Origin of the sequence: Robertmurraya beringensis, assembly GCF_042433785.1 — a bacterium.
Classification (GTDB): domain Bacteria; phylum Bacillota; class Bacilli; order Bacillales; family Cytobacillaceae; genus Robertmurraya_A; species Robertmurraya_A beringensis.
In genome coordinates, this window is record NZ_JBHLUU010000015.1 from 1 (window position 1) to 22,201 (window position 22,201).

The 22,201-nt window shown below is 38.2% G+C and carries 17 protein-coding genes and 1 other annotated feature; of the genes, 10 read left to right on the forward strand and 7 right to left on the reverse strand.

Features of this window, described 5'->3' with window-relative positions; translation table 11 throughout:
- Window positions 1-177: 177 nt before the first annotated feature.
- The 3 genes from ACFFHF_RS02330 to ACFFHF_RS02340 are packed head-to-tail and all read right to left on the reverse strand — an operon-like array spanning window position 178 to window position 2,673.
- Window positions 178-1,347 carry an acetoin utilization protein AcuC gene (locus tag ACFFHF_RS02330; RefSeq protein ID WP_377057540.1) on the reverse strand — a complete coding sequence of 390 codons (1,170 nt, stop codon included), beginning with the start codon at window positions 1,345-1,347 and terminating at the stop codon, window positions 178-180.
- Window positions 1,344-1,991, reverse strand: a complete 648-nt coding sequence (locus tag ACFFHF_RS02335; protein ID WP_160546948.1) for an acetoin utilization AcuB family protein — start codon at window positions 1,989-1,991, stop codon at window positions 1,344-1,346. Before ACFFHF_RS02335 ends, ACFFHF_RS02330 begins: the two co-directional genes overlap by 4 nt.
- 49 nt (window positions 1,992-2,040) lie before the next feature.
- Window positions 2,041-2,673 (reverse strand): GNAT family N-acetyltransferase, encoded by a 633-nt coding sequence (locus ACFFHF_RS02340; protein ID WP_340904921.1) that lies wholly within the window; start codon window positions 2,671-2,673, stop codon window positions 2,041-2,043.
- Between the two features lie 205 nt (window positions 2,674-2,878).
- On the opposite strand from ACFFHF_RS02340, the gene acsA reads away from it, so the two are divergent.
- The gene (gene acsA, locus ACFFHF_RS02345; RefSeq protein ID WP_377057652.1) at window positions 2,879-4,597 is read left to right on the forward strand and encodes an acetate--CoA ligase; all 1,719 of its coding nucleotides are present in this window, start codon (window positions 2,879-2,881) and stop codon (window positions 4,595-4,597) included.
- Window positions 4,598-4,636: 39 nt separating this feature from the next.
- Here acsA and ACFFHF_RS02350 read toward each other — a convergent pair whose 3' ends face one another.
- On the reverse strand, window positions 4,637-7,516 hold the full coding sequence (locus ACFFHF_RS02350) for a transglycosylase domain-containing protein (protein WP_377057541.1): 2,880 nt from the start codon (window positions 7,514-7,516) through the stop codon (window positions 4,637-4,639).
- A 144-nt stretch (window positions 7,517-7,660) separates the two neighbouring features.
- Window positions 7,661-7,889: a binding site (T-box leader), on the forward strand.
- 56 nt (window positions 7,890-7,945) lie between these two features.
- Between ACFFHF_RS02350 and tyrS the strand changes: the two genes are divergently transcribed.
- The 4 genes from tyrS (at window position 7,946) to floT (ending at window position 13,390) form a co-directional block, all read left to right on the forward strand.
- On the forward strand, window positions 7,946-9,205 hold the full coding sequence (tyrS, locus tag ACFFHF_RS02355; protein ID WP_377057542.1) for a tyrosine--tRNA ligase: 1,260 nt from the start codon (window positions 7,946-7,948) through the stop codon (window positions 9,203-9,205).
- Window positions 9,206-9,322: 117 nt separating this feature from the next.
- A complete protein-coding gene (locus ACFFHF_RS02360; RefSeq protein WP_377057543.1) occupies window positions 9,323-10,228 on the forward strand; it encodes a nuclease-related domain-containing protein in 906 nt (301 codons plus the stop codon).
- Window positions 10,229-11,141: 913 nt separating this feature from the next.
- Window positions 11,142-11,675, forward strand: a complete 534-nt coding sequence (locus ACFFHF_RS02365) for an NfeD family protein (RefSeq protein ID WP_160546953.1) — start codon at window positions 11,142-11,144, stop codon at window positions 11,673-11,675.
- A 203-nt stretch (window positions 11,676-11,878) separates the two neighbouring features.
- Window positions 11,879-13,390: a flotillin lipid rafts scaffold protein FloT gene (gene floT, locus ACFFHF_RS02370; RefSeq protein WP_160546954.1), complete on the forward strand. Its 1,512-nt coding sequence runs from the start codon at window positions 11,879-11,881 to the stop codon at window positions 13,388-13,390.
- Window positions 13,391-13,429: 39 nt separating this feature from the next.
- Here floT and rpsD read toward each other — a convergent pair whose 3' ends face one another.
- A complete protein-coding gene (gene rpsD / locus ACFFHF_RS02375; protein ID WP_377057545.1) occupies window positions 13,430-14,032 on the reverse strand; it encodes a 30S ribosomal protein S4 in 603 nt (200 codons plus the stop codon).
- Between the two features lie 321 nt (window positions 14,033-14,353).
- Here rpsD and ACFFHF_RS02380 point away from each other — a divergent pair, with 321 nt between their 5' ends.
- The 3 genes from ACFFHF_RS02380 to megL all read left to right on the forward strand — a co-directional run bounded on the left by ACFFHF_RS02380 (window position 14,354) and on the right by megL (window position 18,174).
- Window positions 14,354-14,932 carry a hypothetical protein gene (locus ACFFHF_RS02380; RefSeq protein ID WP_377057547.1) on the forward strand — a complete coding sequence of 193 codons (579 nt, stop codon included), beginning with the start codon at window positions 14,354-14,356 and terminating at the stop codon, window positions 14,930-14,932.
- A gap of 64 nt (window positions 14,933-14,996) precedes the next feature.
- On the forward strand, window positions 14,997-16,865 hold the full coding sequence (locus ACFFHF_RS02385; RefSeq protein ID WP_377057548.1) for a sensor domain-containing diguanylate cyclase: 1,869 nt from the start codon (window positions 14,997-14,999) through the stop codon (window positions 16,863-16,865).
- Between the two features lie 118 nt (window positions 16,866-16,983).
- Window positions 16,984-18,174: a methionine gamma-lyase gene (gene megL / locus ACFFHF_RS02390; protein WP_377057549.1), complete on the forward strand. Its 1,191-nt coding sequence runs from the start codon at window positions 16,984-16,986 to the stop codon at window positions 18,172-18,174.
- Window positions 18,175-18,199: 25 nt separating this feature from the next.
- On the opposite strand, the gene msrC is transcribed toward megL, so the two are convergent.
- Window positions 18,200-18,682, reverse strand: coding sequence for a free L-methionine (R)-S-oxide reductase MsrC (msrC, locus tag ACFFHF_RS02395; RefSeq protein WP_160546984.1), 483 nt, complete (start codon window positions 18,680-18,682; stop codon window positions 18,200-18,202).
- A gap of 148 nt (window positions 18,683-18,830) precedes the next feature.
- On the opposite strand from msrC, the gene refZ reads away from it, so the two are divergent.
- On the forward strand, window positions 18,831-19,463 hold the full coding sequence (refZ, locus tag ACFFHF_RS02400; protein WP_160546985.1) for a forespore capture DNA-binding protein RefZ: 633 nt from the start codon (window positions 18,831-18,833) through the stop codon (window positions 19,461-19,463).
- Here refZ and hisJ read toward each other — a convergent pair.
- Window positions 19,460-20,251, reverse strand: coding sequence for a histidinol-phosphatase HisJ (gene hisJ / locus ACFFHF_RS02405; protein WP_377057550.1), 792 nt, complete (start codon window positions 20,249-20,251; stop codon window positions 19,460-19,462). The two genes, refZ and hisJ, sit on opposite strands and share 4 nt — an antisense overlap.
- 219 nt (window positions 20,252-20,470) lie before the next feature.
- On the opposite strand from hisJ, the gene ezrA reads away from it, so the two are divergent.
- Window positions 20,471-22,162: a septation ring formation regulator EzrA gene (gene ezrA, locus ACFFHF_RS02410; protein WP_160546987.1), complete on the forward strand. Its 1,692-nt coding sequence runs from the start codon at window positions 20,471-20,473 to the stop codon at window positions 22,160-22,162.
- Window positions 22,163-22,201 lie beyond the last annotated feature (39 nt).

Here is a 22,201-nt window from a genome sequence, read left to right on the forward strand (position 1 = left end):
TTGGCGCAGTTATACATTATGGGAGTCGTCTTTTCCTTTCTCCGGAATATATTCATGGACATTATACTCGACCACTTCCGGACAGGCAATACCGTCAACTTTCGGTAATTTAAGAGTGTCAAAAACATCAATGATATAGCGGATTAATGAGTAAAAGGCTGATAAATTTCAGCCTTTTTAAATACTCTTTTTATGGTTACGGATCGGATATAAAGCTTTTTCGACTGTCTGTGCATTCTTTTCAGTAATTTCAGCTTTCCGAGGAATGGGTGGATATAAATCACTTGGGTCGTCCCAGTGTTTTGGTAGAGGGACAGAGGCTTTTGACTGCCATGATTGTATCCACTGTATAGGTAATGGATCATTCGAAAGCTCCGAGTTATTGGTCATTTCAAGCCAGAGTAATGACCAAGCTCTAGGAACGACTCTCCAAATATCATAGCCCCCACCACCAACAGCAATCCATCTACCATCACAATACTGATGGGCGATACGATGGGCAAGCTTAGGAATTTCATGATAGATCTTCATGGTAGCTGATAAATGGGTCAAAGGGTCTAAATAATGAGAATCAGCACCATTCTGGGTTACGATCACATCTGGTTTGAAAAAAGCTGCAACCTCTGTTAATGACTTGGTATACGCTTCAAGCCACGATTCATCTTCCGTAAAGGCATCAACAGGGATGTTGAAGGAAAAACCATAGCCTTTACCCTGCCCTCGTTCATTCACATTCCCTGTACCAGGAAATAAATATCTTCCTGTTTCATGTATGGACAATGTACAAACATCTGGATCATCATAAAAAGACCATTGTACCCCATCACCATGGTGAGCATCTGTATCCACATAAAGAACTCTTGCATGGTATTTTTCTTGAAGATACTTTATAGCTACGGAACTATCATTATAGACACAAAAGCCAGAAGCCTTTCCTTTAAAACCGTGATGTAGGCCACCACCAAGATTCAGTGCATGTTTGGCTTTCCCTGTCATGACATAGTCAACCGCAGTTAATGTTCCCCCAACCAGCCAGGAACTTGCATCATGCATATTTGGGAATATTGGAGTATCATCTGTGCCAAGGCCATAATTTTCTGCTTTTTCAGCAGAGAGTTGACCGAGACCAGCAAGCTTTACTGCATTGATATAACTAGGATCATGAATTAGTTGTAATTCTTCATCGCTAGCTTTCCTTGGTTGAATTATTTGATGATCAGATAGAGCATTCAATTGTTTTAATAAATCTAGAGTAATTTTTAGACGAAGCTGATTAAAAGGATGATTGGAGTTGAATTTGTACTTTAACTGTTCTTCAGAAAAGATAAAAACAGAATCATCGATCATGTTGTAATCCCTGGCAGATTTGGCCAAAGGACCGTATATCCTGCTTTTTTTAATTCGTTAATGAGAGTGACCGGATTCATCGTCTGTACTCTCAATACTAAGATTTTATAGTTTTCATCCTTTTTGTCTGGATAGACAAGCACGCTAAGTAAATTGGCTTTTCGCTTACTAATTACTGCAGTAACTTCACAAAGCATTCCAGCTCGATTAGGTACTTTTACTTCTATTTGAGAACCAGGTTGATGGGCGCCAGTTAATTGAACCAACGTATGTAACAGATCTGTTTCCGTTACGATTCCAACAAGCTTTTGATCTTTTATGATTGGGACACAGCTTATATGGTGTTCATAAAAAATAGCTGAAATTTCTTCTACAAAGTCTAAAGGATGTCCAGTTATTATACTGGTTCTCATAATTTCTTTTACTGGTTTTTGAAGAACATCACTGTGTTCTGACGAATAAAAGATGGACGGCGTTGCATCCTTAATATCACGGTCTGTCACTAATCCGATGATTTGATTGCTTTTATCTATTACTGGAAGATGTCTAATCCGCTTTGTTTTCATCATTTGAATGGCGTCTGCTATCGTGCTGTCAGAGGTTAAAGTTGAGACGTCAGATTTCATAATCTCTTCGACTATCATACTATTTCTCCCCTTCTATCAATACCTCACTCTTTTAGAAACATAAGAGTTAGTACATGAAACGATTCATAAATCTTAATCGATCAAACTTTTCAATCGATTCATTGGGAACGCGTTTTCCAATCTTAGCCATAAGGCAATTGGCCGGATGAGAGCTAATTTCAGGGTCATCAGTTGCAAAATATTCTAAACCGCCGGCATTCATCATTTTTTCCATGATTTTGCGGTACTCCCACACGTTCAAGCCAGTACCTTTCAAATCCCAGTGCCAGTAATATTCAGTTGTTATAGTAATGAAATCTTCCATTGCATCATCCATCATAGAGACAATAAGTAAATTTTTCCCTACACTACAACCTCTGTATTTAGGAATAACTTCAATGGCACCTAATTCAATTAGGTCTTCCATTTTCCCCTCAGACCAGCGCTCGAGGGGGTCTGGATATAAGTAGGTAACATAACCAACGATTGTATGACGGTCCCTTGCTATAATAATCCTTCCTTCTGGCAGAGCAGCGATTTCAATTAGTGCTTGATGCTGTTGCGCTGGGGGGCGAAAAGCAACTAAGTCATGATGAAATTCATAACCTGATAAGGTTTCAGGAGAAATAGGACCTTCAATAATTAAATCACCATGGGGAGTTTTTAATTTTTTTGCATTATATATTTTACTATGTTCCATCTATACACCACCCAATGAAAATACCTTTTGTAATCAATATTATACATGAAAAACACCTGATTTAAGCGCTTTCACTAAATTTTCTGTTAAATTTAAAAAGATTTTGTGACATAAATATTTTCCTAAACAAATATTTTAAAAATTGAGAAAAAGAATTTTCTGTTATATAATGACAGTAAGCATGAACAAAGGGGGATACGGTTTGATGAAAGTGGAAGCGCTATCAGTAGTCAATGGGGAATTTAATCTAGGAAACTATGATCAAATGTACAAGCAATTCGACTGGCGAGAAGTGGAAAAGGAATTTTCATGGTCTGAAACAGGTCGAGTAAACCTTGCGTATGAAGCGATTGACCGACATGCAGAATCCTACCGTAAAAATAAGGTAGCTCTTTACTACCGAGATGCAGAACGTAATGAAAAGTACACGTTTAAAGAAATGAAGCAATACTCAAACAAAGCTGCTAATGCATTAAAATCATTTGGAGATGTGGAAAAAGGGGACCGTGTCTTCATTTTTATGCCGAGATCACCTGAATTGTATTTTGCTGTTTTAGGTGCTATTAAACTAGGAGCTATTGTTGGGCCATTATTTGAAGCATTTATGGAAGGTGCTGTTCGAGATCGTTTGGAAGACAGTGAGGCAAAGGTTCTTGTAACAACACCAGAACTTCTTGAAAGAGTCCCCGTAGATGAACTTCCTGCTTTAAAAACGATTTTCTTAGTGGGAGAAAATATTAAAGAAGAAGGAAAGTTTATCGATTTTAAAAAGAGATTTGAAGAGTCAAGCAGCAAGCTAGACATTGAATGGGTAAACCTTAGTGACGGACTCATTCTCCACTATACATCTGGGTCAACTGGAAAACCAAAAGGTGTACTGCATGTACATAATGCAATGATTCAACACTATCAAACGGCAAAATGGGTTTTAGATCTTAAGGAAGACGATGTGTACTGGTGTACAGCTGATCCAGGCTGGGTAACTGGAACTTCCTATGGAATCTTTGGGCCATGGCTAACAGGGACTTCTAATGTCGTAGTAGGTGGTCGCTTCAATCCAGAAACATGGTACAAAATGATTGAAGAATACGGCGTTAGTGTCTGGTATAGTGCTCCAACTGCCTTTAGAATGCTGATGGGTGCCGGAGATGAAGTGGTAAAGCGCTTTGACTTAAGTAGCTTAAGGCATATTTTAAGTGTGGGTGAGCCTTTAAATCCAGAGGTCGTTCGTTGGGGAATGAAGGTATTCCAGCTTAGAATTCATGATACATGGTGGATGACAGAGACGGGTGCTCAATTAATTTGTAATTATCCTTGTATGGAAATCAAGCCAGGATCCATGGGGAAACCAATCCCAGGAGTAAAAGCAGCGATTGTTGATGACCAAGGGAATGAGCTGCCTCCATATCGAATGGGTAACCTAGCCATTCAAAAAGGCTGGCCATCCATGATGCATACCATTTGGAAAAATAAGCAGAAATACGAGTCTTATTTTATGCCGGGTGGTTGGTATGTGTCGGGTGACTCGGCCTATATGGACGAAGATGGTTATTTTTGGTTCCAAGGAAGAATTGACGATGTGATTATGACATCTGGTGAACGTGTTGGACCTTTTGAAGTCGAAAGCAAACTGGTCGAACATCCAGCAGTGGCTGAAGCAGGTGTTATTGGAAAGCCAGATCCAGTAAGAGGCGAAATCATAAAGGCATTTGTTGCATTAAGAGATGGATATGAAGTAACGGAAGAATTAAAGGAGGATATCCGTCAATTTGTGAAAAAAGGATTAGCGGCTCATGCTGCACCTCGTGAAATAGAATTCCGTGATAAACTTCCGAAAACTAGAAGTGGTAAAATTATGCGTCGCGTCTTAAAAGCGTGGGAGTTAGATTTACCTACTGGTGATCTTTCTACAATGGAAGATTAAGAAAAAAGCAATCCTCATTTGTGAGGATTGCTTTTTTTGTTATCCGTTTGAACCATTACCACCGTTGTTTCCAGGATTTGTCTCGTTTCCATTTCCATTTCCGTTTCCTGATCCGGTTTCACCGCCTGTACCAGGGTCTGTTCCAGTTCCAGGGTCTGTTGCTGGTGGTTCAGCAAGCTTTTCCTCTTCCTTTGGCCCGACTACTGCCTCATTCGAAGGTGCTGATTCTTGTCCTGCAATGTCAACCGCGGTTACATAATACTTCCCATTTCCACCACTAAAAGAAAGGGCAGAGCCGGTTTTAATACTAGCAACTTTATTTCCATTCAAATACACACGATATCCAACAATATCATTTTCAGGGTGAGAACCCCAAGTAATTTGATTGCCATTGACACCTATTGATAAAGGAGATGGTGCCTTTCCATTGTCTGAGAGTTTATCATCTGGAAGAAGAATATTTGCCCAATTGCTATTATTCTTTTTCGGAATCAGATTTTGAACTCCTGTCTTAATTCCAAACAGTTTTTCAATATAATCAGGGTTTAATATCATTCCAGTTTGAGCAAATTCAGCTGGAGTTGAATCTAGTGCTAAATACTTTTTATCACCGATGGTAACGTATTTTCCTTGGACTAAGCTGTCATCAACCGTCGTCGGTACGTATTTCGCATTAAATAAGTCGGTTTGAACTAAGCCAGCCTTTGAACATGCATCTGAAGGGAGCAAACCAGAAATACCACAGAATGAACGTCTCACAATTCCACCAGGCATGTTAAAGCTTTCGGCAGGGTCAACTAAAGCTGGATTTACATCATAAGCTGCATTCATGAGATCAGCCCATAAATAGGTATTTCGTAAGCTATAATTGAGACCAGATGATTTTAGAGATTTTGGTGTATCATACCCATTCCAAATACCAAACGAAACATTTGGATTTACAGCTACGAACCAAGCATCGTGGAAATCTGTTCCAGTTCCAGTTTTTCCAGCCCAATCAGAAGAAAATTTCAGTCTACTTTTAACGGAAGTAGCTGTTCCTGAATTGATTACATCACGCATCATATCTATTGTGAGGTAAGCAGTTTGTGGACTGAATACTTCTACCGGTTTTACTTCATGTTGGTAAAGAATATTTCCGTCTTTATCAACGATTTTTTCAATCATATATGCATCAATAAATTGCCCACTGTTAGCAAAGGTACCGAATGCATTGGTGTTTTCTTCAACAGTAACTCCATTATCTAATGATCCAATAGCTGTTGATAATTGTTCATAATCCCCAGGAGTTAATGAAGAGAATCCCATCTTTTTTAAGTATTCTGCTGGTCTCTGACCAATAATATCTTTGTAAAGTTTAACAGCAGGAACGTTAAATGATTTAGCTAGAGCATATCTAGCTGTAACCAGTCCGCTATAAGTTTTGGTGTAGTTACTTGGCCAAGGACGGTTAATGCCTGGTGCTAAATGTAGTGGTACGTCAGGTAAAATCGTACCTGGTGATGCCTTCCCAAGCTCAAAAGCAGGAGCATAAACAAGCAAAGGCTTCATGGTTGACCCATTTTGACGGATCGCATTTGTAGCATGATTGAGCTGCGAGTCTTCAGAATACTCTCTACCCCCTACGAAACTCAAAATCTTACCCGTTTTGTTTTCAATAAGAATCGCACCTACTTGGACAGGTTCCATAATGGTCACTTCTTCCCCTGTTTCGGGGTCTATTACTGTTTCCGCCTTGTCCGGACCATAGTTTTGATACTCATTCTTCACCTTATCCATGGCGTCATAAAGGTTCTTATCGATTGTGGAGTGAATTTCATACCCGTTACGACGAATGTCTCTGTCTGCCAATGTTTGATATTCTTCAAGCAAAGCATTGTCATTTTGTAAGTCTTCTTCTGTATAACCATCTTTTTCGGCAAGGATTTTTGCAAGTATGTCTATGGCTCTTTTTTCAATTTCAAAGGTAACCCACGGATATTGCTCTATAGAGCTTGTCCCAGCTGGGATAAGATCCTTTGTCACGTCATAGGTTAATGCTTCGTCATATTGGTCTTTTGTAATCGATTTATTTTGGTACATCCTTTGCAACACGGTTTTCATTCTTGTTAACCCTGGCTCAAGGTTCTTTTTTAGTTCTCCTTTATTGGTAAAAGGAGTGTAGCCGAAAGGACTTTGCGGCAAACCAGCGATGAAGGCTGCCTGCGGGAGTGATAATTCCTTTGCGCTAATACCGAATAGTCCCTTTGCAGCTGACTCAACCCCTGCAATATTTCTCCCAGAGGAATTTCTACCAAAGGTCGATACATTTAAATACGCTTCCAAAATTTCTTTTTTGTCAAAAAACTTTTCCAGACGTAGAGCAAGAAGAATTTCTTTCGCTTTACGCTCAAAAGAAATTTCATTTGTAAGGATTTGATTTTTAATAAGCTGCTGCGTTAACGTGCTTCCTCCAGACTGGACAGAGGAGTTTGTTACCTCTTGGAAAAGTGCGCGTAGAATTGCCTTGGGAACTACTCCGTCATGTTCATAAAAGTATTCGTCCTCTGTTGCAACGACTGCTTTTATCAAATAGTCGGACACTTCCTCTAATTTTACTTCTTCTCTCTCTAAATCCGTTCGAAGCTTCCCGAGGTATACATCATTTGCAAAATAAAGATTTGATGTTTCTTCATAGTTGTATATATCTTTCTTCATACTTTCGTAAGATCGGATAGGTTCGTTTTTTGTCAATGATGCGAAGTAGCCTGCTCCAACACCACCTGCAAACGCCCCACCAAGTAGAATAATAATAAGTAATATTAAGGTCAGGTTCCAAACTACTTGATAGGTAATGCTCGCACCTTTTACTGTTTTTTTATTTGTAAAAAGTTGAAGCAATGTCCTCAGTTTTTCTTTCCAATTACGTTCTTCATTCATTGGCAACATTCCCCCTAAAATCAAGTTATATTATACCACAAAAAGGCTATCAGAAAGGGGAATCCTGTCGTTTTATGATAAATTACCTAAAATTGGATTGACAATAAAGGTCTCTTTATGTTAAAAATGCTATTAACACCTAAATATTTTGCCTTGACGGGAATGAGTAGCTGTTCTATCTCTGTTAAAGAAAGCTGACGGTTGATGCGAGTCAGTACAAGTAGAATATCGAATTACCTCCCTGAGCATTTACTGTGAACCTGTAATTAAAGTCAGTTATAGCAGTAAACGGTTATTCCGTTATCTTTTTAAGTGGAGGAGCTTTCTGTTCCTCAAGTTGGGTGGTACCGCGATAAAATTAATCGTCCCTTCGAATCTTTGATTCGGAGGGGCTTTTTTATTTTTCTCACAAATAAGGAGGATCTTTGTATGGATTTATTACAGGACTTACAGTGGCGAGGGATTGTTTACCAGCAAACAGACGAAGAGGGTATTAAAGAGGTTTTAGATAAAGAAAAGATTTCGTTATATTGTGGTGTCGATCCAACTGCTGATAGCATGCATATTGGTCATTTATTACCGTTTTTAACATTAAGACGTTTTCAACAAGCGGGACATCGACCAATCGTATTAGTTGGTGGAGCGACAGGTCTAATTGGTGATCCGAGTGGAAAAAGTGAAGAGAGAAAGTTGCAAACACTTGAACAAGTTCAGGTAAATGTAGATGGAATTAAGGGACAGTTGAACCGACTGTTTAAATTTGAGGGTGAAAATGGGGCAGTTATGGTGAATAACTATGATTGGGCTGGTTCCATGGATATCGTTACGTTTTTACGTGATTTCGGAAAGCATGTAGGAGTCAATTATATGCTGGCGAAGGATACGATTTCCTCCCGTTTAGAAACGGGAATATCTTTCACTGAATTTACGTACACGATTCTACAAGCAATGGATTTCTACTACCTGCATAAAAATCATGAGTGTAGAATGCAAATTGGTGGAAGTGACCAATGGGGAAATATCACAACTGGACTTGAGTTGATAAGAAAGATGTCACCAGAAGGCTCAAAAGCTTTTGGTTTAACGATTCCTCTAGTGACAAAAGCTGACGGAACGAAATTCGGGAAAACGGAAGGTGGAGCCGTTTGGTTAGATTCGGAAAAAACATCACCTTACGAGTTTTACCAGTTCTGGATTAACACGAGTGATGCAGATGTTGTGAAATACCTGAAGTTCTTTACGTTCTTATCTAAAGAAGAAATTGAAGAGCTTGAAAAAGCTGTTCAAGAAGAGCCACATCTTCGTAAGGCACAAAAGGCTTTAGGTGAAGAAATGACTCGTTTGATTCATGGTGAAGATGCATTACAACAAGCCATTCGAATTTCCTCTGCTTTATTTAGTGGTGATATTCAAAGCTTAACAGGTAGCGAAATTAAACAAGGTTTCAAGGATGTACCTTCATTTACTTATGAGCAAGGCAGCAGCCTAAACATTGTTGAGTTACTTGTAAATGCGGGAATTGTTCAGTCAAAGCGTCAAGCACGTGAAGATGTAACAAATGGCGCTATTTCTGTAAATGGAATTCGTGTAAGTGAACTCGAATATACATTAGACGACAAAGACCGCATTGACGGAGAATTTACTGTCATTCGACGAGGGAAGAAGAAGTACTTTTTAATTAAATACTAATGAAGTGGGGACCGCTATTTAAGCGGTCTTTATTTAATTTGTAATAAAATAGACAATCATGTCTGTGGGAGGCAATAAAAACAAGAATATAATTTAAAAAACGAAAGGATGTGGACAATGATATACAAATCCCGAAGCGAATCAGCGGAGTTGCTGATACTAAATGCCTTAAACAAACGAATGAGTTTAACAGAAAAAGACAAACAGCATTATTTGGTCTTAAGAAAAGGATACGAGGGGGAGGTACTCTTTGATTCAATGACAGAAAAGCTTGAGTGTCAGTGTTTGATTTTGAACGATTTATTACTAAGAATTAATCATACCGTCTTTCAAATTGATGCACTGATGATTACTTCTGATACTGTTCATATTTTTGAGGTCAAGAATTTTGAAGGTGATTATTATTATGAAGACGACAAATTGTATCTAACAAACAAAAAGGAAGTGACCAATCCTCTTCCTCAATTAAGTAGAAGTGAAACTTTATTACGACAGTTACTTCACCACCTCGGCTACCATTCTCCAATAAACGGAAAGGTCGTTTTTATTAACCCAGAATTCTCTTTGTTTCAAGCTCCTCTTGGAAAACCCCTTATTCTCCCAACTCAAGTTAAACGATTCCTAAATAGGGTAAACAATAGTCCATCCAAATTAAACGGAAAGCACAAGTTATTAGCGGAAAAATTAAAGTCTCTTCATCTAACTGAATCACCCTATCAGCAATTGCCGAGTTATAGTTATGATGAGGTTCGGAAAGGAATGATCTGTGACAGATGTAATTCTTTTGAAGTGATTGTTGAGGGGAAAAGATGTATATGTGGTGATTGTGGGGGAGAGGAAAAACTATCAGAAGCTTTACTTAGAACTATAGAGGTATTTAAGCTCCTTTTCCCAGAACGAAAAATCAATACTAATGAGTTTTATTATTGGTGTAATGAAGCGGTATCTAAAGAGAGGATAAGAAGGTTTCTTAAAAAGAATTTGAACATGGTGGGGATTCACCAATGGGCTTTTTTTGAATAGTGGATATGATAGACGTTTGAAAGGGTAAATGGTGGATTAATGTCGTTTAACAGTGCTATGAACGGTGTTACGTTCGGAAAGAAGGTGGCTAACGTCTTTCATCAGTCGTATGAAAGATGTTAGAGAAGAACAGAAAGTGGCTAACGTCTTTCATCAGTCGTATGAAGGATGTTAGAGAAGAACAGAAGGTGGCTAACGTCTTTCATCAGTCGTATGAAAGATGTTAGAGAAGAACAAAAGCTGGCTAACGTCTTTCATCAGTCGTATGAAGGATGTTAGAGAAGAACAGAAGGTGGCTAACGTCTTTCATCAGTCGTATGAAGGATGTTAGAGAAGAACAAAAGCTAGCTAACGTCTTTCATCAGTCGTATGAAGAATGTTAGAGGAGAACAAAAGCTAGCTAACGTCTTTCATCAGTGGTATGAAGGATGTTAGAGAAGAACAAAAGCTAGCTAACGTCTTTCATCAGTGGTATGAAGAATGTTAGAGAAGAACAAAAGCTAGCTAACGTCTTTCATCAGCCGTATGAAGGATGTTAGAGGAGAACAGAAGGTGGCTAACGTCTTTCATCAGCCGTATGAAAGATGTTAGAGAAGAACAAAAGCTAGCTAACGTCTTTCATCAGTCGTATGAAAGATGTTAGAGAAGAACAGAAGGTGGCTAACGTCTTTCATCAGCCGTATGAAGGATGTTAGAGAAGAACAAAAGCTAGCTAACGTCTTTCATCAAGCGAATTGAAGGACGTTCAAAGGGGATCAGCAGGATGCTATGCTGTTCACCTAGAACGTCCTCAGGAACTAACCAATACCCAAACCACCCATAGGAAATTTTTTGAAACCTTTTCCTGCAACTTTCGTATTACTTATTAACTACATACGAAAGGAGATTTCAGTAATAAAAAAGAGGTGATTAAATGGAGCTCTTTGGTTTTCCGATCCAGACGGTTTATTTGACAACACTTATCGTTTCTGGTGCGTTAACGGTTCTGTACATTTTTTTTGGCGATATTGCAGATGCAGCAATTGATTTTTTGAATCCAACATTAATTCTTGCGTTTCTCACGTTTTTATCAGCATCTGGTTATTTATTAGAGCTAATCACGTCGCTAAGTAGTTTGGTGATTCTTTTCATCTCCATTGTCATTGCAATTATATTAAATACTCTATTAAATATCTTTGTGCTAGTTCCGATGTCTTCTGCGGAGGAATCACTCGTTTATACTTCAGATTCATTAAAAGGGAGAGTAGGAATGGTGCTTGTCCCTATTCCACAAGACGGGTTTGGTGAGGTCGTGATAAAAAGCAGCAGTGGAACAATTTCAAAACCAGCGAAAAGTTTTGAGAATGAAGCAATTGCTGAAGGACAAAAGGTATTAGTGATTGATGTGAAGGATGGAGTCCTGCATGTTGCACATTATGAAAAAACAGAAAAGCTATTTTTTACTTAGGCTGTTTTCGTAAAGAATGTTGTTAAAATCTTAAAGCCAATTTTAACGTGGAAATAGCTATTTTAAGCTAAATAATTTAGTATGCAGTCTCTTTTCTTATTAGATCCAAGCTGTTTTCTGCAGAAACTTAGCACAATCATTACAATTATGTTCCAAAAAGCAACAAAGTTAAGAAAAGAACCTTTACTTAAGGAGAGATGTCTATGTTACCCATTTTTATTGTAGGAGGCATTGTTGCCTTCTTACTAATTGCACTAATTGCCGTATTTATTACAAAATATCGTACAGCTGGACCTGATGAAGCGTTAATTGTTACAGGGAGTTATTTAGGAAGTAAAAATGTTCATGTAGATGAGTCAGGAAATCGTATTAAAATTATACGAGGTGGCGGGGCATTTATTTTTCCAGTATTCCAACAAGCAGAACCATTGAGCTTGCTTTCTAGCAAACTAGAAGTGACGACACCTGAAGTGTATACGGAGCAAGGGGTTCCTGTAATGGCTGATGGGGTTGCGATTATTAAGATTGGAGGATCTATCGAAGAAATCGCGACAGCTGCAGAACAGTTTTTAGGGAAAGCGAAGGAAGATCGGGAAAATGAAGCAAAGGAAGTTCTTGAAGGTCATTTACGATCGATATTAGGGTCAATGACGGTGGAAGAAATTTATAAGAATCGTGATAAGTTCTCTCAAGAAGTACAGAGGGTGGCTTCGCAGGACTTAGCAAAAATGGGACTTGTTATTGTATCGTTTACGATCAAGGATGTTAGAGACAAGAATGGATACTTGGATTCATTAGGTAAGCCAAGAATTGCCCAGGTAAAAAGAGATGCAGACATAGCGACTGCTGAGGCAGAAAAAGAAACACGAATTAAACGAGCGGAAGCAGCCAAAGACGCACAAAAGGCAGAGCTTGAAAGAGCCACAGAAATTGCTGAGGCAGAAAAAGTGAACCAAATGAAAATTGCTGAGTATCGCCGTGAACAAGATATTGCGAAAGCTCGTGCGGACCAAGCATATGATCTTGAGACAGCAAGAGCCAAGCAAGAGGTTACTGAGCATGAAATGCAAATCAAAATTATTGAGCGTCAAAAACAAATTGAACTAGAAGAGAAAGAAATTCAGCGTAGAGAAAGACAATATGATTCGGAAGTAAAGAAAAAAGCGGATGCTGATCGTTATGCGGTTGAACAAGCGGCGGCTGCTGATAAAGCCAGACAGCTTGCTGAAGCAGATGCGAATAAATACCGGATCGAGGCAATGGCAAAAGCGGATGCTGAAAAAGTACGTCTAGACGGACTTGCTAAAGCAGAGTCAGAGCGAGCGCAAGGGGAAGCCGAAGCTGAAATCATTCGCTTGAAAGGTTTGGCTGAGGCAGAAGCGAAGCGCAAGATTGCAGAGGCATTCGATATGTACGGTCAAGCGGCTGTTATGGATATGATTGTGAGAATGCTACCGGAATACGCGAAGGAAATTGCCAGTCCATTATCCAATATTGATAAAATTACCGTTGTTGATACAGGCGGTGGTGAAGGTGGCGGAGCAAACAAAGTTACGGGTTATGCTACTAGCTTGATGTCGTCGTTACAGGAATCGTTGAAGGCTTCATCTGGAATTGATGTAAAAAACCTACTTGAAACTTTTGCAGGTAAAGGAAATGTTCGTGAAAGTATCGATCAGTTAGCAGAAGATATAAAAGAAAGCAAAGCAGAATAACAAAAAAGATCCAGCGAAGTTTCGCTGGATCTCTTTTTATTAACGAGAGTAGAATTCAACGATAAGAGCTTCGTTGATTTCAGCTGGTAATTCAGAACGCTCAGGTAAGCGAGTGAATGTACCTTCTAATTTGTCAGCATCGAAAGTTAAGAAATCAGGTACGAAGTTGTTCACTTCAACTGCTTCTTTAACGATGTCAAGGTTACGTGATTTTTCACGTAAAGAGATTGTGTGACCAGGTAATACGCGGAATGATGGAATATCAACGCGACTTCCATTTACTAAGATATGACCGTGGTTAACAAGCTGACGAGCTTGACGACGAGTACGAGCAAGACCTAAACGGTATACTACGTTATCTAAACGTGACTCTAAAAGAGCCATGAAGTTTTCACCGTGCTTACCAGAAAGCTTACCAGCTTTGTCAAATAAGTTACGGAATTGACGCTCAGTCACTCCATACATATGACGAAGCTTTTGCTTCTCTTGTAATTGTAAACCGTATTCAGATAACTTTTTGCGTTGGTTTGGACCATGTTGTCCAGGAGCGTAAGGACGCTTTTCTAATTCTTTACCAGTACCGCTTAGAGAGATTCCAAGACGACGTGATAATTTCCAGCTTGGGCCAGTATAACGAGCCATGAATGACTCCTCCTCGTGTTTTTATTTTGTTGTAAAATAAAAACAGTAGTGTTCACAAGCAGTATGACCATTTTGTTTTCATGTACCTTCGCCCTAGCAGCCCAAGGGTTACCGATACCCCATCCTAGAAGATCATTCTTCTATTGAGGAACAAAATGTATTCATAAAGGCGTTCACATATGCTGCGCTATTTTACACAAAGAATATTATATGTTTTAAACTAATAGAAAGTCAAGGGGATTTTATTTTTTAGGTATATGTTATTATCTAATGGATGGTAGTTCTTATGGTATAATCTAATTATGAAAAAGAGTGGTTAAAGTGCGTGAAACAAGGAAAGAAAGAAGAGTACGATATCTTTTGCTTTTTATTTGTATAAGTTTTACAACAGGAGCATTGTACTATAAATATAGTAAGCAAATAATTAATCCTCCACTTGTCACAGTCCTCCATCAAAGCCTAAATAAAAAAGATAATCCTATCATTGTTTTAGCAAAAAAACAAGAAAACAACTATATATTAGCCGAATATGAGGTTCAAATAGAAGATAACTATCTTTTTCAGACAAGAAGGTCAATCATCCTAGATAGAAAGCCAACGATGATTTCTTTAGATAAAGAGAGTAAAGGTGTATGGGTGAAAATTGATGGGCAGTGGAATTATTTCACAAGTGATTTTGAACTTGCTACACGATCAACTGAATATAGGGATCGAAATACTGGGGAACCATCAAACTTGACCACAATAAAAGAAGATGGCCGCACGATCGTTCAATTGGGGGACAAGCAATTGGATGTGGGAGAGAGTAGAAACAACCAACTATTTTCCTTATCAAAGGACGGTTCCCTATGGCTTGTTATTACTGAACAAGAGATCATAATTTCTACAATTGAAAATTAATATATTTCATGCGGGATGGAATCAAAATGGTTTCAAACCAGCTAAGGTATTAGGTGATGACGTAATGAGATTTCTCTCTGATAAATCAATTGAAACACTTAAAAGTCAGTTCTTTGATCTAATCGACACGGAGTCGGGAGTTTTTCACTATCAAAATGTATTAAAGACAATGGTTAAAACGATTCAAAAAATGCTAGAGCTTGATGAAGTGACTTTGTTCATTTGTCATGCTTGGAAAAGCCAATATTCCATGGGTGTTTCTACAAACGAAAACATAATGGAAGTTACACCATCTAATGATTCAAGTGACTGGTTAAGCTCATTGAAAACAATCGATTTTTCCCCAACAGATAAGAGCTTTAAGGACTATCAAGTACTTATTCCTCTTGTAAGATCGGGGAGGAACTTAGGTGTTCTATGCTTAAAAGGGAATCAAACATCTATTACCCCTTCCAATCAGGATTGGTTTGAACAATTTGCGTTTGTGTGCTCTTCATTTGTTCAGAAGGCACAAGAATTATTTAAAATTGTTATGGAAGAGAAGCGTTATAAACAGCTATTCAGAGTGAATGAAAAATTCCATTCGACTATGGATATGGATGCTGTGTTAGGTGAGATTATCTATACGCTTCAGGAGGTTTATCCGAGTTTTACGTACTACTTAATGCTCTCTCATGACAATGATAATCATAGCGAACTGCCAATTAAGGATTTGGAATATGATAGTGAAAACATAGCAGCCATGGAAGCCTATGTTACTGGTACAATCCAAATGGAGGATTCCTTGAATGAACGACGATCTGTTCTTTATGCACCTTTAAAAGGAAAACAAGGTGTATACGGGGTGCTTCAAGTTATCGCTCCGGACACATTAACGTTTCCAAGTAACGAAGTGGAGTTTATCAAATTATTAGCAAATACGGCTGGTTCTGCACTTGAAAATGCACAGCTCTATCAGCAATCGAAACGGTTAATTGCTGATTTACAACTCATCAATGAGACTTCTCATCGTTTAAATTCTAATTTGCGATTGACCGAAACCATGTCGTACATGAAGGAACAAATTGTACATTCGTTTGATGCAGAAGAAGTTTGCTTTGTGCTGCTTTCGCCCGACCTAAAGCTCATTAGTGTATTAGCTGGTTCGACTCCGTTTTTTGAAACGGAAGCTTCCACGGCATACGTTCAATATGTAATCGACAGACTGAGACAAGAACATGATTCCATTTTTATTGGTGATGTAGATCTAAACCTTGCCCATAACGAAAAAAAATTTCGTTCCATAATGGCGGTTCCTATGGTGCAATCAGGATTGATTAAGGGTCTAGCTCTCGTCATGCATTCGGAGCCTTATCACTTTTCTTTCGAGACGTTTAAGTTAATGCAGTCATTAATTCATCATTCTACCTTAGCTTTTACAAATTCCATGCTTAGAGAAGAATTAGAGAAAATGGTTGTTACTGATCATCTAACAAAGCTGTATTCAAGAAATTATTTAGATACAAGGGTTCATGAATCACTTGATGAAGATCAGCAAGGAACCTTTCTATTAATTGATATTGATAATTTTAAAGGTGTTAATGATAAATATGGGCACCAAGTTGGGGACGAGATCCTTATTCAAGTAGCTGATATTATAAAAAGTAATATTAGAGAAAGTGATATTGGCGCCCGTTGGGGTGGAGAGGAGCTCGCTGTTTATCTACCTCGTATTCCACTTGAGGTGGGAATAAGTATCGCCAACCGATTAGTAGATAAAGTAAGGGAATTATCTAAACCATCAATAACGATTTCCTGCGGTGTATCTTATTGGAATGTGGACAATCCAGATAACTTTACAAACTTGTTTAAGCGAGCGGACACTGCCCTTTATGTGGCAAAGGATACGGGTAAGGATCGAGTTGTGGTGCAAGAAAAGATAAACTCATTTTAAGAAAAAGGGGCTCAAATTTTGAGTTCCTTTTTACTCTCCAATTGGGTAGGTATCACATATGCTAGTAAGGAAAAGTCCTTGACAAATATGTAAGCGCTTACGCGTAAAGGAGGAGCTTATGGGAGAGAAAAAAACGTTTAGGATTGATACAGAAGTGATTCATCGTGGCTATGAGGCTAGTTTATTTGAAGGCAGCTTAGTCCCTCCTATTTTTCAGACATCTACTTATTGCTTTGCAAACGCAGAGCAAGGAGAAAAGAGGTTTGCTGGAGAAGAGTCAGGATATATTTACTCCCGTTTGGGTAATCCAACCGTGTCTATACTAGAAGAGAGAATGGCAGCAATTGAGAAAGGGGAAGCCGCTTTAGCATTTGGATCAGGAATGGCTGCCGTGTCTGCTGTATTAGTTTCTCTTACAAAAGCAGGTGACCATGTTCTTTGTTCTCAAGGTGTATACGGATGTACTTTTGGTTTGCTTAAGATGCTAAATCATAAATATCAGATCACATATACTTTTTCAGAAATGGAATCAAAGGAACAACTTTTACAAGCCATCAAGCCCGAAACAACTTGCATTTATGTGGAAACCCCAATCAATCCAACGATGAAGCTTGTTGACCTAGAAATGGTTGCAGCAGTTGGGAAAGAAAAGGGGATTCCAGTTGTTGTTGATAATACGTTTTGTTCTCCTTATTTACAGACCCCTCTTGAGCTTGGTTGCGATGTTGTCGTTCATAGTGCAACCAAATATATATGTGGGCATGGGGATGTGATTGCTGGTATCGTTGTTGGAAAGCGTGATTTCCTCCAAGAAGTGGCAATGACTACCCAAAAAGATATCGGAGGGATAATTTCCCCGTTTGATGCATGGTTATTACTAAGAGGGTTGAAAACCTTGCCGGTAAGAATGGATCGACATTGTGAGAATGCTAGGGAGATTTATTCGTTTTTAAATGAGCATGGGGCTGTGAATCAAGTATTCTTCCCAGGGGACAGTAGACATCCGGATTTTCCCATTATGAAAAAGCAAATGCGTCAGGCAGGCGGATTGCTTTCTTTTACTTTACATGGAGGGGTGGAAGAAGCACAAAAGTTCATGAACCGGTTACAGTTAATAAAGATTGCTGTTAGTCTTGGTGATGCTGAAACCTTAATACAGCACCCAGCAACCATGACTCACTCCGTTGTACCAAAGGAAGAACGAGAAAAGATGGGGATACAAGATAATTTAATACGGTTATCGGTCGGGTTAGAAGCATGGGAAGATATTCAGGAAGATTTGGATCAAGCATTGAGCACTTTAATATAAAAAGAGGCAGTTAATCTGCCTCTTTTTATAAGTGTTTAATTAATTCTTCAACAAATAGCTCAAGCATTTTTTGATCTAGCGTGTCGAAGCGGTTTTTGCTAGGTGAATCTATATCTAGAACTCCCAGAAGTTGTCCTTCTTTTATCATAGGAACAACAATTTCTGATTGGGAAGCTGCATCACATGCTATATGACCAGGAAATTGATGAACATCCTCAACTAAAATCGTCTTTCTTTCTTTCGCACTAGTTCCGCATACACCTCTACCAAGAGGAATTCTTACACATGCTGGCAGGCCTTGGAATGGTCCTAGTACTAATTCTTTGTCCTCATCCATTAAGTAAAAACCAACCCAGTTCACGTCAGACAAAAATTGATTTAATAGAGAAGATGCATTACTTAAATTGGCAATGGCATTCGTTTCGCCTTCTAGAAGCGCCTTCAGTTGTTTTATTAATAGACGATAATTTTGCTCTCTCGTTCCTTCGTAATTCTTTACTTCAAACATTTCCTTCCCTCCAAACAAAAGGTAATTATCATATTTTAGCGAAAATAAGGAGACTTTGTCGAGTTTTTTATACAGGAGAAGAAATGTCGAATAAAGAATGTTATACATAAGGCTTTTTTCTGTGATTAAGAGATGGAGGTGGTTTCAAATGAAGAAAAATTCAAAGGATTCCATTGTCGAGGCAGCAATTTATCTTTTTAACACGAAGGGGTTTTCAGGAACAACGATTCGAGATATTGCCCAAAAGGCAAACAGCAACGTCTCTAACATCTCCTACTATTTCCAGAATAAACATGGTCTTCTTGAGTATTGTTTTCTAAAGTATTTTGAATCGTACATTGCAGAGCTTGAATCAGCATTTTTATGTATTGACCAAGGAGCAAAGGCTACACTTCAGAAAATGGCTGAAAGCATTATTAATTACCACACGGAGAACATGCAGCTGACAAGATTAATTTTAAGAGAAATGTCCATTGATTCCCAAACCGTTAGAGAAATAATGAGTACCTACTTTGCAAAGGAAAAGTATTATTTTAAAGCTGTTATTGAGGAAGGAATGATAACAGGAGAGTTCAGACAAGTGTCTGTTTCTTTTACTATTGTCCAACTCAAATCGCTTTTATCCATGCCTTTTTTAAATACCCATTATCTCTCAGAGGTTCTTCATGTTTTTCCTCATGAACCGTATTTTACACAGAAATATATTGGTGAAATCAATAATTGGATTGAAGGAGTTTTAACTCCCCACCATCCAAAGGAATTAGTGTTTGAATCGATTTAGCTTCTATGTAATTGCTCATATCCTTGAAGGAGTTCCTTCGCTTGATGAGCGTCAGATCCATATATCATAGGAATGTTTAATTGAATGGCTTGGTTAGCTATCGCTGTTGGCGGATAAGGTTCTAGGCATAACGGCTTTGCTGTTCCAGCTCCGTTATAATCGAGCTCGTAGTTATTTTGTTGCACTTCTAACAAAATATTTCGGATTTCCTTGTTAAAGCTAACTGGACAAGGATATTTTTTTTGGAATTTATTCACCAATGTTATATGTCCGATACGCTTAGGCTTATGAGATCCTAGATTGGACTTTATGGATAATAAAAGCGTTCGAAAGTAGGCTTCATATACTTTTTCTATCCCACCATAGCGCTTAATCATATCACCAAATACGTCAGGGCTATAATCTAAACAATCATATTCTCCTTCATGCTTTAAAAAATGGACTGACAAAATACTATCAGTCAGAAAAGGACCGTATTTGTTTAGAAATTCTGTTGTTTCTTTTTCAAATCCCTCAATGTAATCTACTTCTAAACCAGTATGTATAGTGATTTTTCCTCTATATTTATCTCTTAGAATAGCTAGCTCCTCTAAATATGCCGGTAAATCCTCCATTTTCATGGCGCTGTCTTGAAGGGGGGTTGGATCGGTAAAGCCAGCAGGGAGTGGTGCGTGTTCCGTAAATGAGATGGTGGTAATACCAAGTTCCATTGCGTGCTCAATATAAGTTTGAAAAGCATCTTTTGAACCATGGGGACAAAACTTTGAATGAACATGACCATCACGCATAATGAGAAAGCCTCCTAGTTTATAATTCTTGCAGTATTTGTCGAAAAAAGAGATGTAATGTAGTTAAAGTGTTTGTAAATAAATTTTAGTACAAAAAAATTGAAATTAATAGTCAAAAAATGTCGTTTACATGGTATCATAAGAGCATTGAAAATACATTTATATGAACCTTTATATAGATAACATAAATGTAGCTCGGATGAGAACAGGGGGCTTAACATGGAGTACATAATCGGGGGCTTAGTTCTTTTACTAGCTCTGTACGTGATTGGATATATGATGAAAAAAAAGCTTTATAAAGAAATTGACCGTTTGGAGAACTGGAAAATAGATATTACGAATCGCCCAGTCCTTGATGAAATGTCGAAGGTCAAACAGCTAAATATGACGGGTGAAACAGAAGAGCTATTTGAGAACTGGAGAAATGATTGGGATGACATTGTAACCAGTCAACTGCCTGAGGTAGAAGAGTATCTATTTGATGCGGAGGAATACATTGATCGCTACCGCTTTAATAAAGCCAAACAGGTACAGCGTGCCATTGATTCTCATTTAAGAGATACAGAAGATAAAATTCAACAGTTACTTGATGAAATCAATGAATTGGTTGGAAGTGAAGAGAAAAATAGAATTGAAATGGAAGAGTTAAAAGAGGTGTATCGTGAGCGCCGCAAAACTCTCCTTGCACACCGTCATAATTTTGGCCGTGCAGAAGCGAAGTTAGAAGTCCTTCTTGATGAAATAGTAGCATGTTTTACTAATTTTGAGGAAAGAACGGAGAACGGCGATTATCTGCAAGCACGTGAGGTTGTGCTATTAATTCAATCAAAGACAGATGAATTGAGCAAAAAGATGGATGCTATTCCAAATTTACTTATAGAATGCCAATCAAGTATTCCTTCAGAAATCGAGAATCTGAGAGACGGATTCCGTGAAATGCAAAATCAAGGCTATCCTCTCGAGCATCTTCATTTTGAAGAGGAGTTAGAAAAACTTCATTCAGAAGTAAATGAATGTTTAGAGTTAATTGAACAGACCGATATTGATGAACTTCAAAAGAAAATAGATGATGTAAAGGATAAGATGGAAGTTATTTATGATCAATTGGAACAAGAGGTTAATGCCAAACGGTTTGTTATTGAAAACGAAGACCCAACGAGAAGTATGTTATTCGCAGTAAAAGAAGAAAATAATGTACTAAAGTTCGAAGTGCAGGAAGTACAACAAAGTTATCACCTTGAAGAGAGTGAAGTAGAAGGGCAAGTGCAGTTTGAAAAGAAACTTGCTCAGTTAATGAAACGCTTCGAAGTATTAGAACACAAAATTGTAGCTGATGAAACGGCCCTTACGATACTAAAGGATGAGCTAGCTGAGTTCAAGCTCGAGCTTGAAAAATTGGATCTAGAGCAAAAAGAATACGCTGAAAAACTACAAACACTTAGAAAAGATGAAATTGCAGCACGTGAGACAGTAGTTGAACTTTCCAAAAAAATTGCTGATTGCATTCGTCTTGTAAATAAAAGTAATATTCCAGGTCTTCCAGAAGAGTATCGATATTTATTAGAGGATGCGAGAGAAAGCATTTCAAATGTAAAAACAAAACTAGAAGAAAAGCCGTTAAATATACCTACCGTTCAAAAATATTTAGAAGTGGCTGTTATGACGGTAGATAAAGTATACGACCATACCTCTCAGCTCATTGAAACGGTTCTCTTATCTGAAAAGGTTATACAGTATGGCAATAGATACAGAAGCAGTTATCCGGCTGTACAAAAAGCTTTGGTTGATGCGGAACTGGCTTTTAGAAGCTATGATTATCAAGCAGCACTGGAAGTTGCAGCAACCTCTATTGAGGAAGTAGAGCCTGGTGCATTAAAGCGAATTGAAGCTTTATTACAAGAAACGGTATAAATTTAAATGGAAAAGACCGCTTTTTTTGAAGCGGTCTTT

Excerpts from the sequence above, each read along its gene's own strand:
- tyrS (WP_377057542.1), top strand. The coding sequence starts at position 7,946 with ATGGATTTATTACAGGACTTACAGTGGCGAGGGATTGTTTACCAGCAA.
- ACFFHF_RS02330 (WP_377057540.1), bottom strand. The coding sequence starts at position 1,347 with ATGATCGATGATTCTGTTTTTATCTTTTCTGAAGAACAGTTAAAGTAC.
- acsA (WP_377057652.1), top strand. The coding sequence starts at position 2,879 with ATGAAAGTGGAAGCGCTATCAGTAGTCAATGGGGAATTTAATCTAGGA.
- refZ (WP_160546985.1), top strand. The coding sequence starts at position 18,831 with ATGAAGAAAAATTCAAAGGATTCCATTGTCGAGGCAGCAATTTATCTT.
- rpsD (WP_377057545.1), bottom strand. The coding sequence starts at position 14,032 with ATGGCTCGTTATACTGGCCCAAGCTGGAAATTATCACGTCGTCTTGGA.
- ACFFHF_RS02350 (WP_377057541.1), bottom strand. The coding sequence starts at position 7,516 with ATGAATGAAGAACGTAATTGGAAAGAAAAACTGAGGACATTGCTTCAA.
- msrC (WP_160546984.1), bottom strand. The coding sequence starts at position 18,682 with ATGTTTGAAGTAAAGAATTACGAAGGAACGAGAGAGCAAAATTATCGT.
- ACFFHF_RS02340 (WP_340904921.1), bottom strand. The coding sequence starts at position 2,673 with ATGGAACATAGTAAAATATATAATGCAAAAAAATTAAAAACTCCCCAT.
- floT (WP_160546954.1), top strand. The coding sequence starts at position 11,879 with ATGTTACCCATTTTTATTGTAGGAGGCATTGTTGCCTTCTTACTAATT.
- ezrA (WP_160546987.1), top strand. The coding sequence starts at position 20,471 with ATGGAGTACATAATCGGGGGCTTAGTTCTTTTACTAGCTCTGTACGTG.
- megL (WP_377057549.1), top strand. The coding sequence starts at position 16,984 with ATGGGAGAGAAAAAAACGTTTAGGATTGATACAGAAGTGATTCATCGT.
- hisJ (WP_377057550.1), bottom strand. The coding sequence starts at position 20,251 with ATGCGTGATGGTCATGTTCATTCAAAGTTTTGTCCCCATGGTTCAAAA.
- ACFFHF_RS02360 (WP_377057543.1), top strand. The coding sequence starts at position 9,323 with ATGATATACAAATCCCGAAGCGAATCAGCGGAGTTGCTGATACTAAAT.
- ACFFHF_RS02335 (WP_160546948.1), bottom strand. The coding sequence starts at position 1,991 with ATGATAGTCGAAGAGATTATGAAATCTGACGTCTCAACTTTAACCTCT.
- ACFFHF_RS02385 (WP_377057548.1), top strand. The coding sequence starts at position 14,997 with ATGAGATTTCTCTCTGATAAATCAATTGAAACACTTAAAAGTCAGTTC.
- ACFFHF_RS02365 (WP_160546953.1), top strand. The coding sequence starts at position 11,142 with ATGGAGCTCTTTGGTTTTCCGATCCAGACGGTTTATTTGACAACACTT.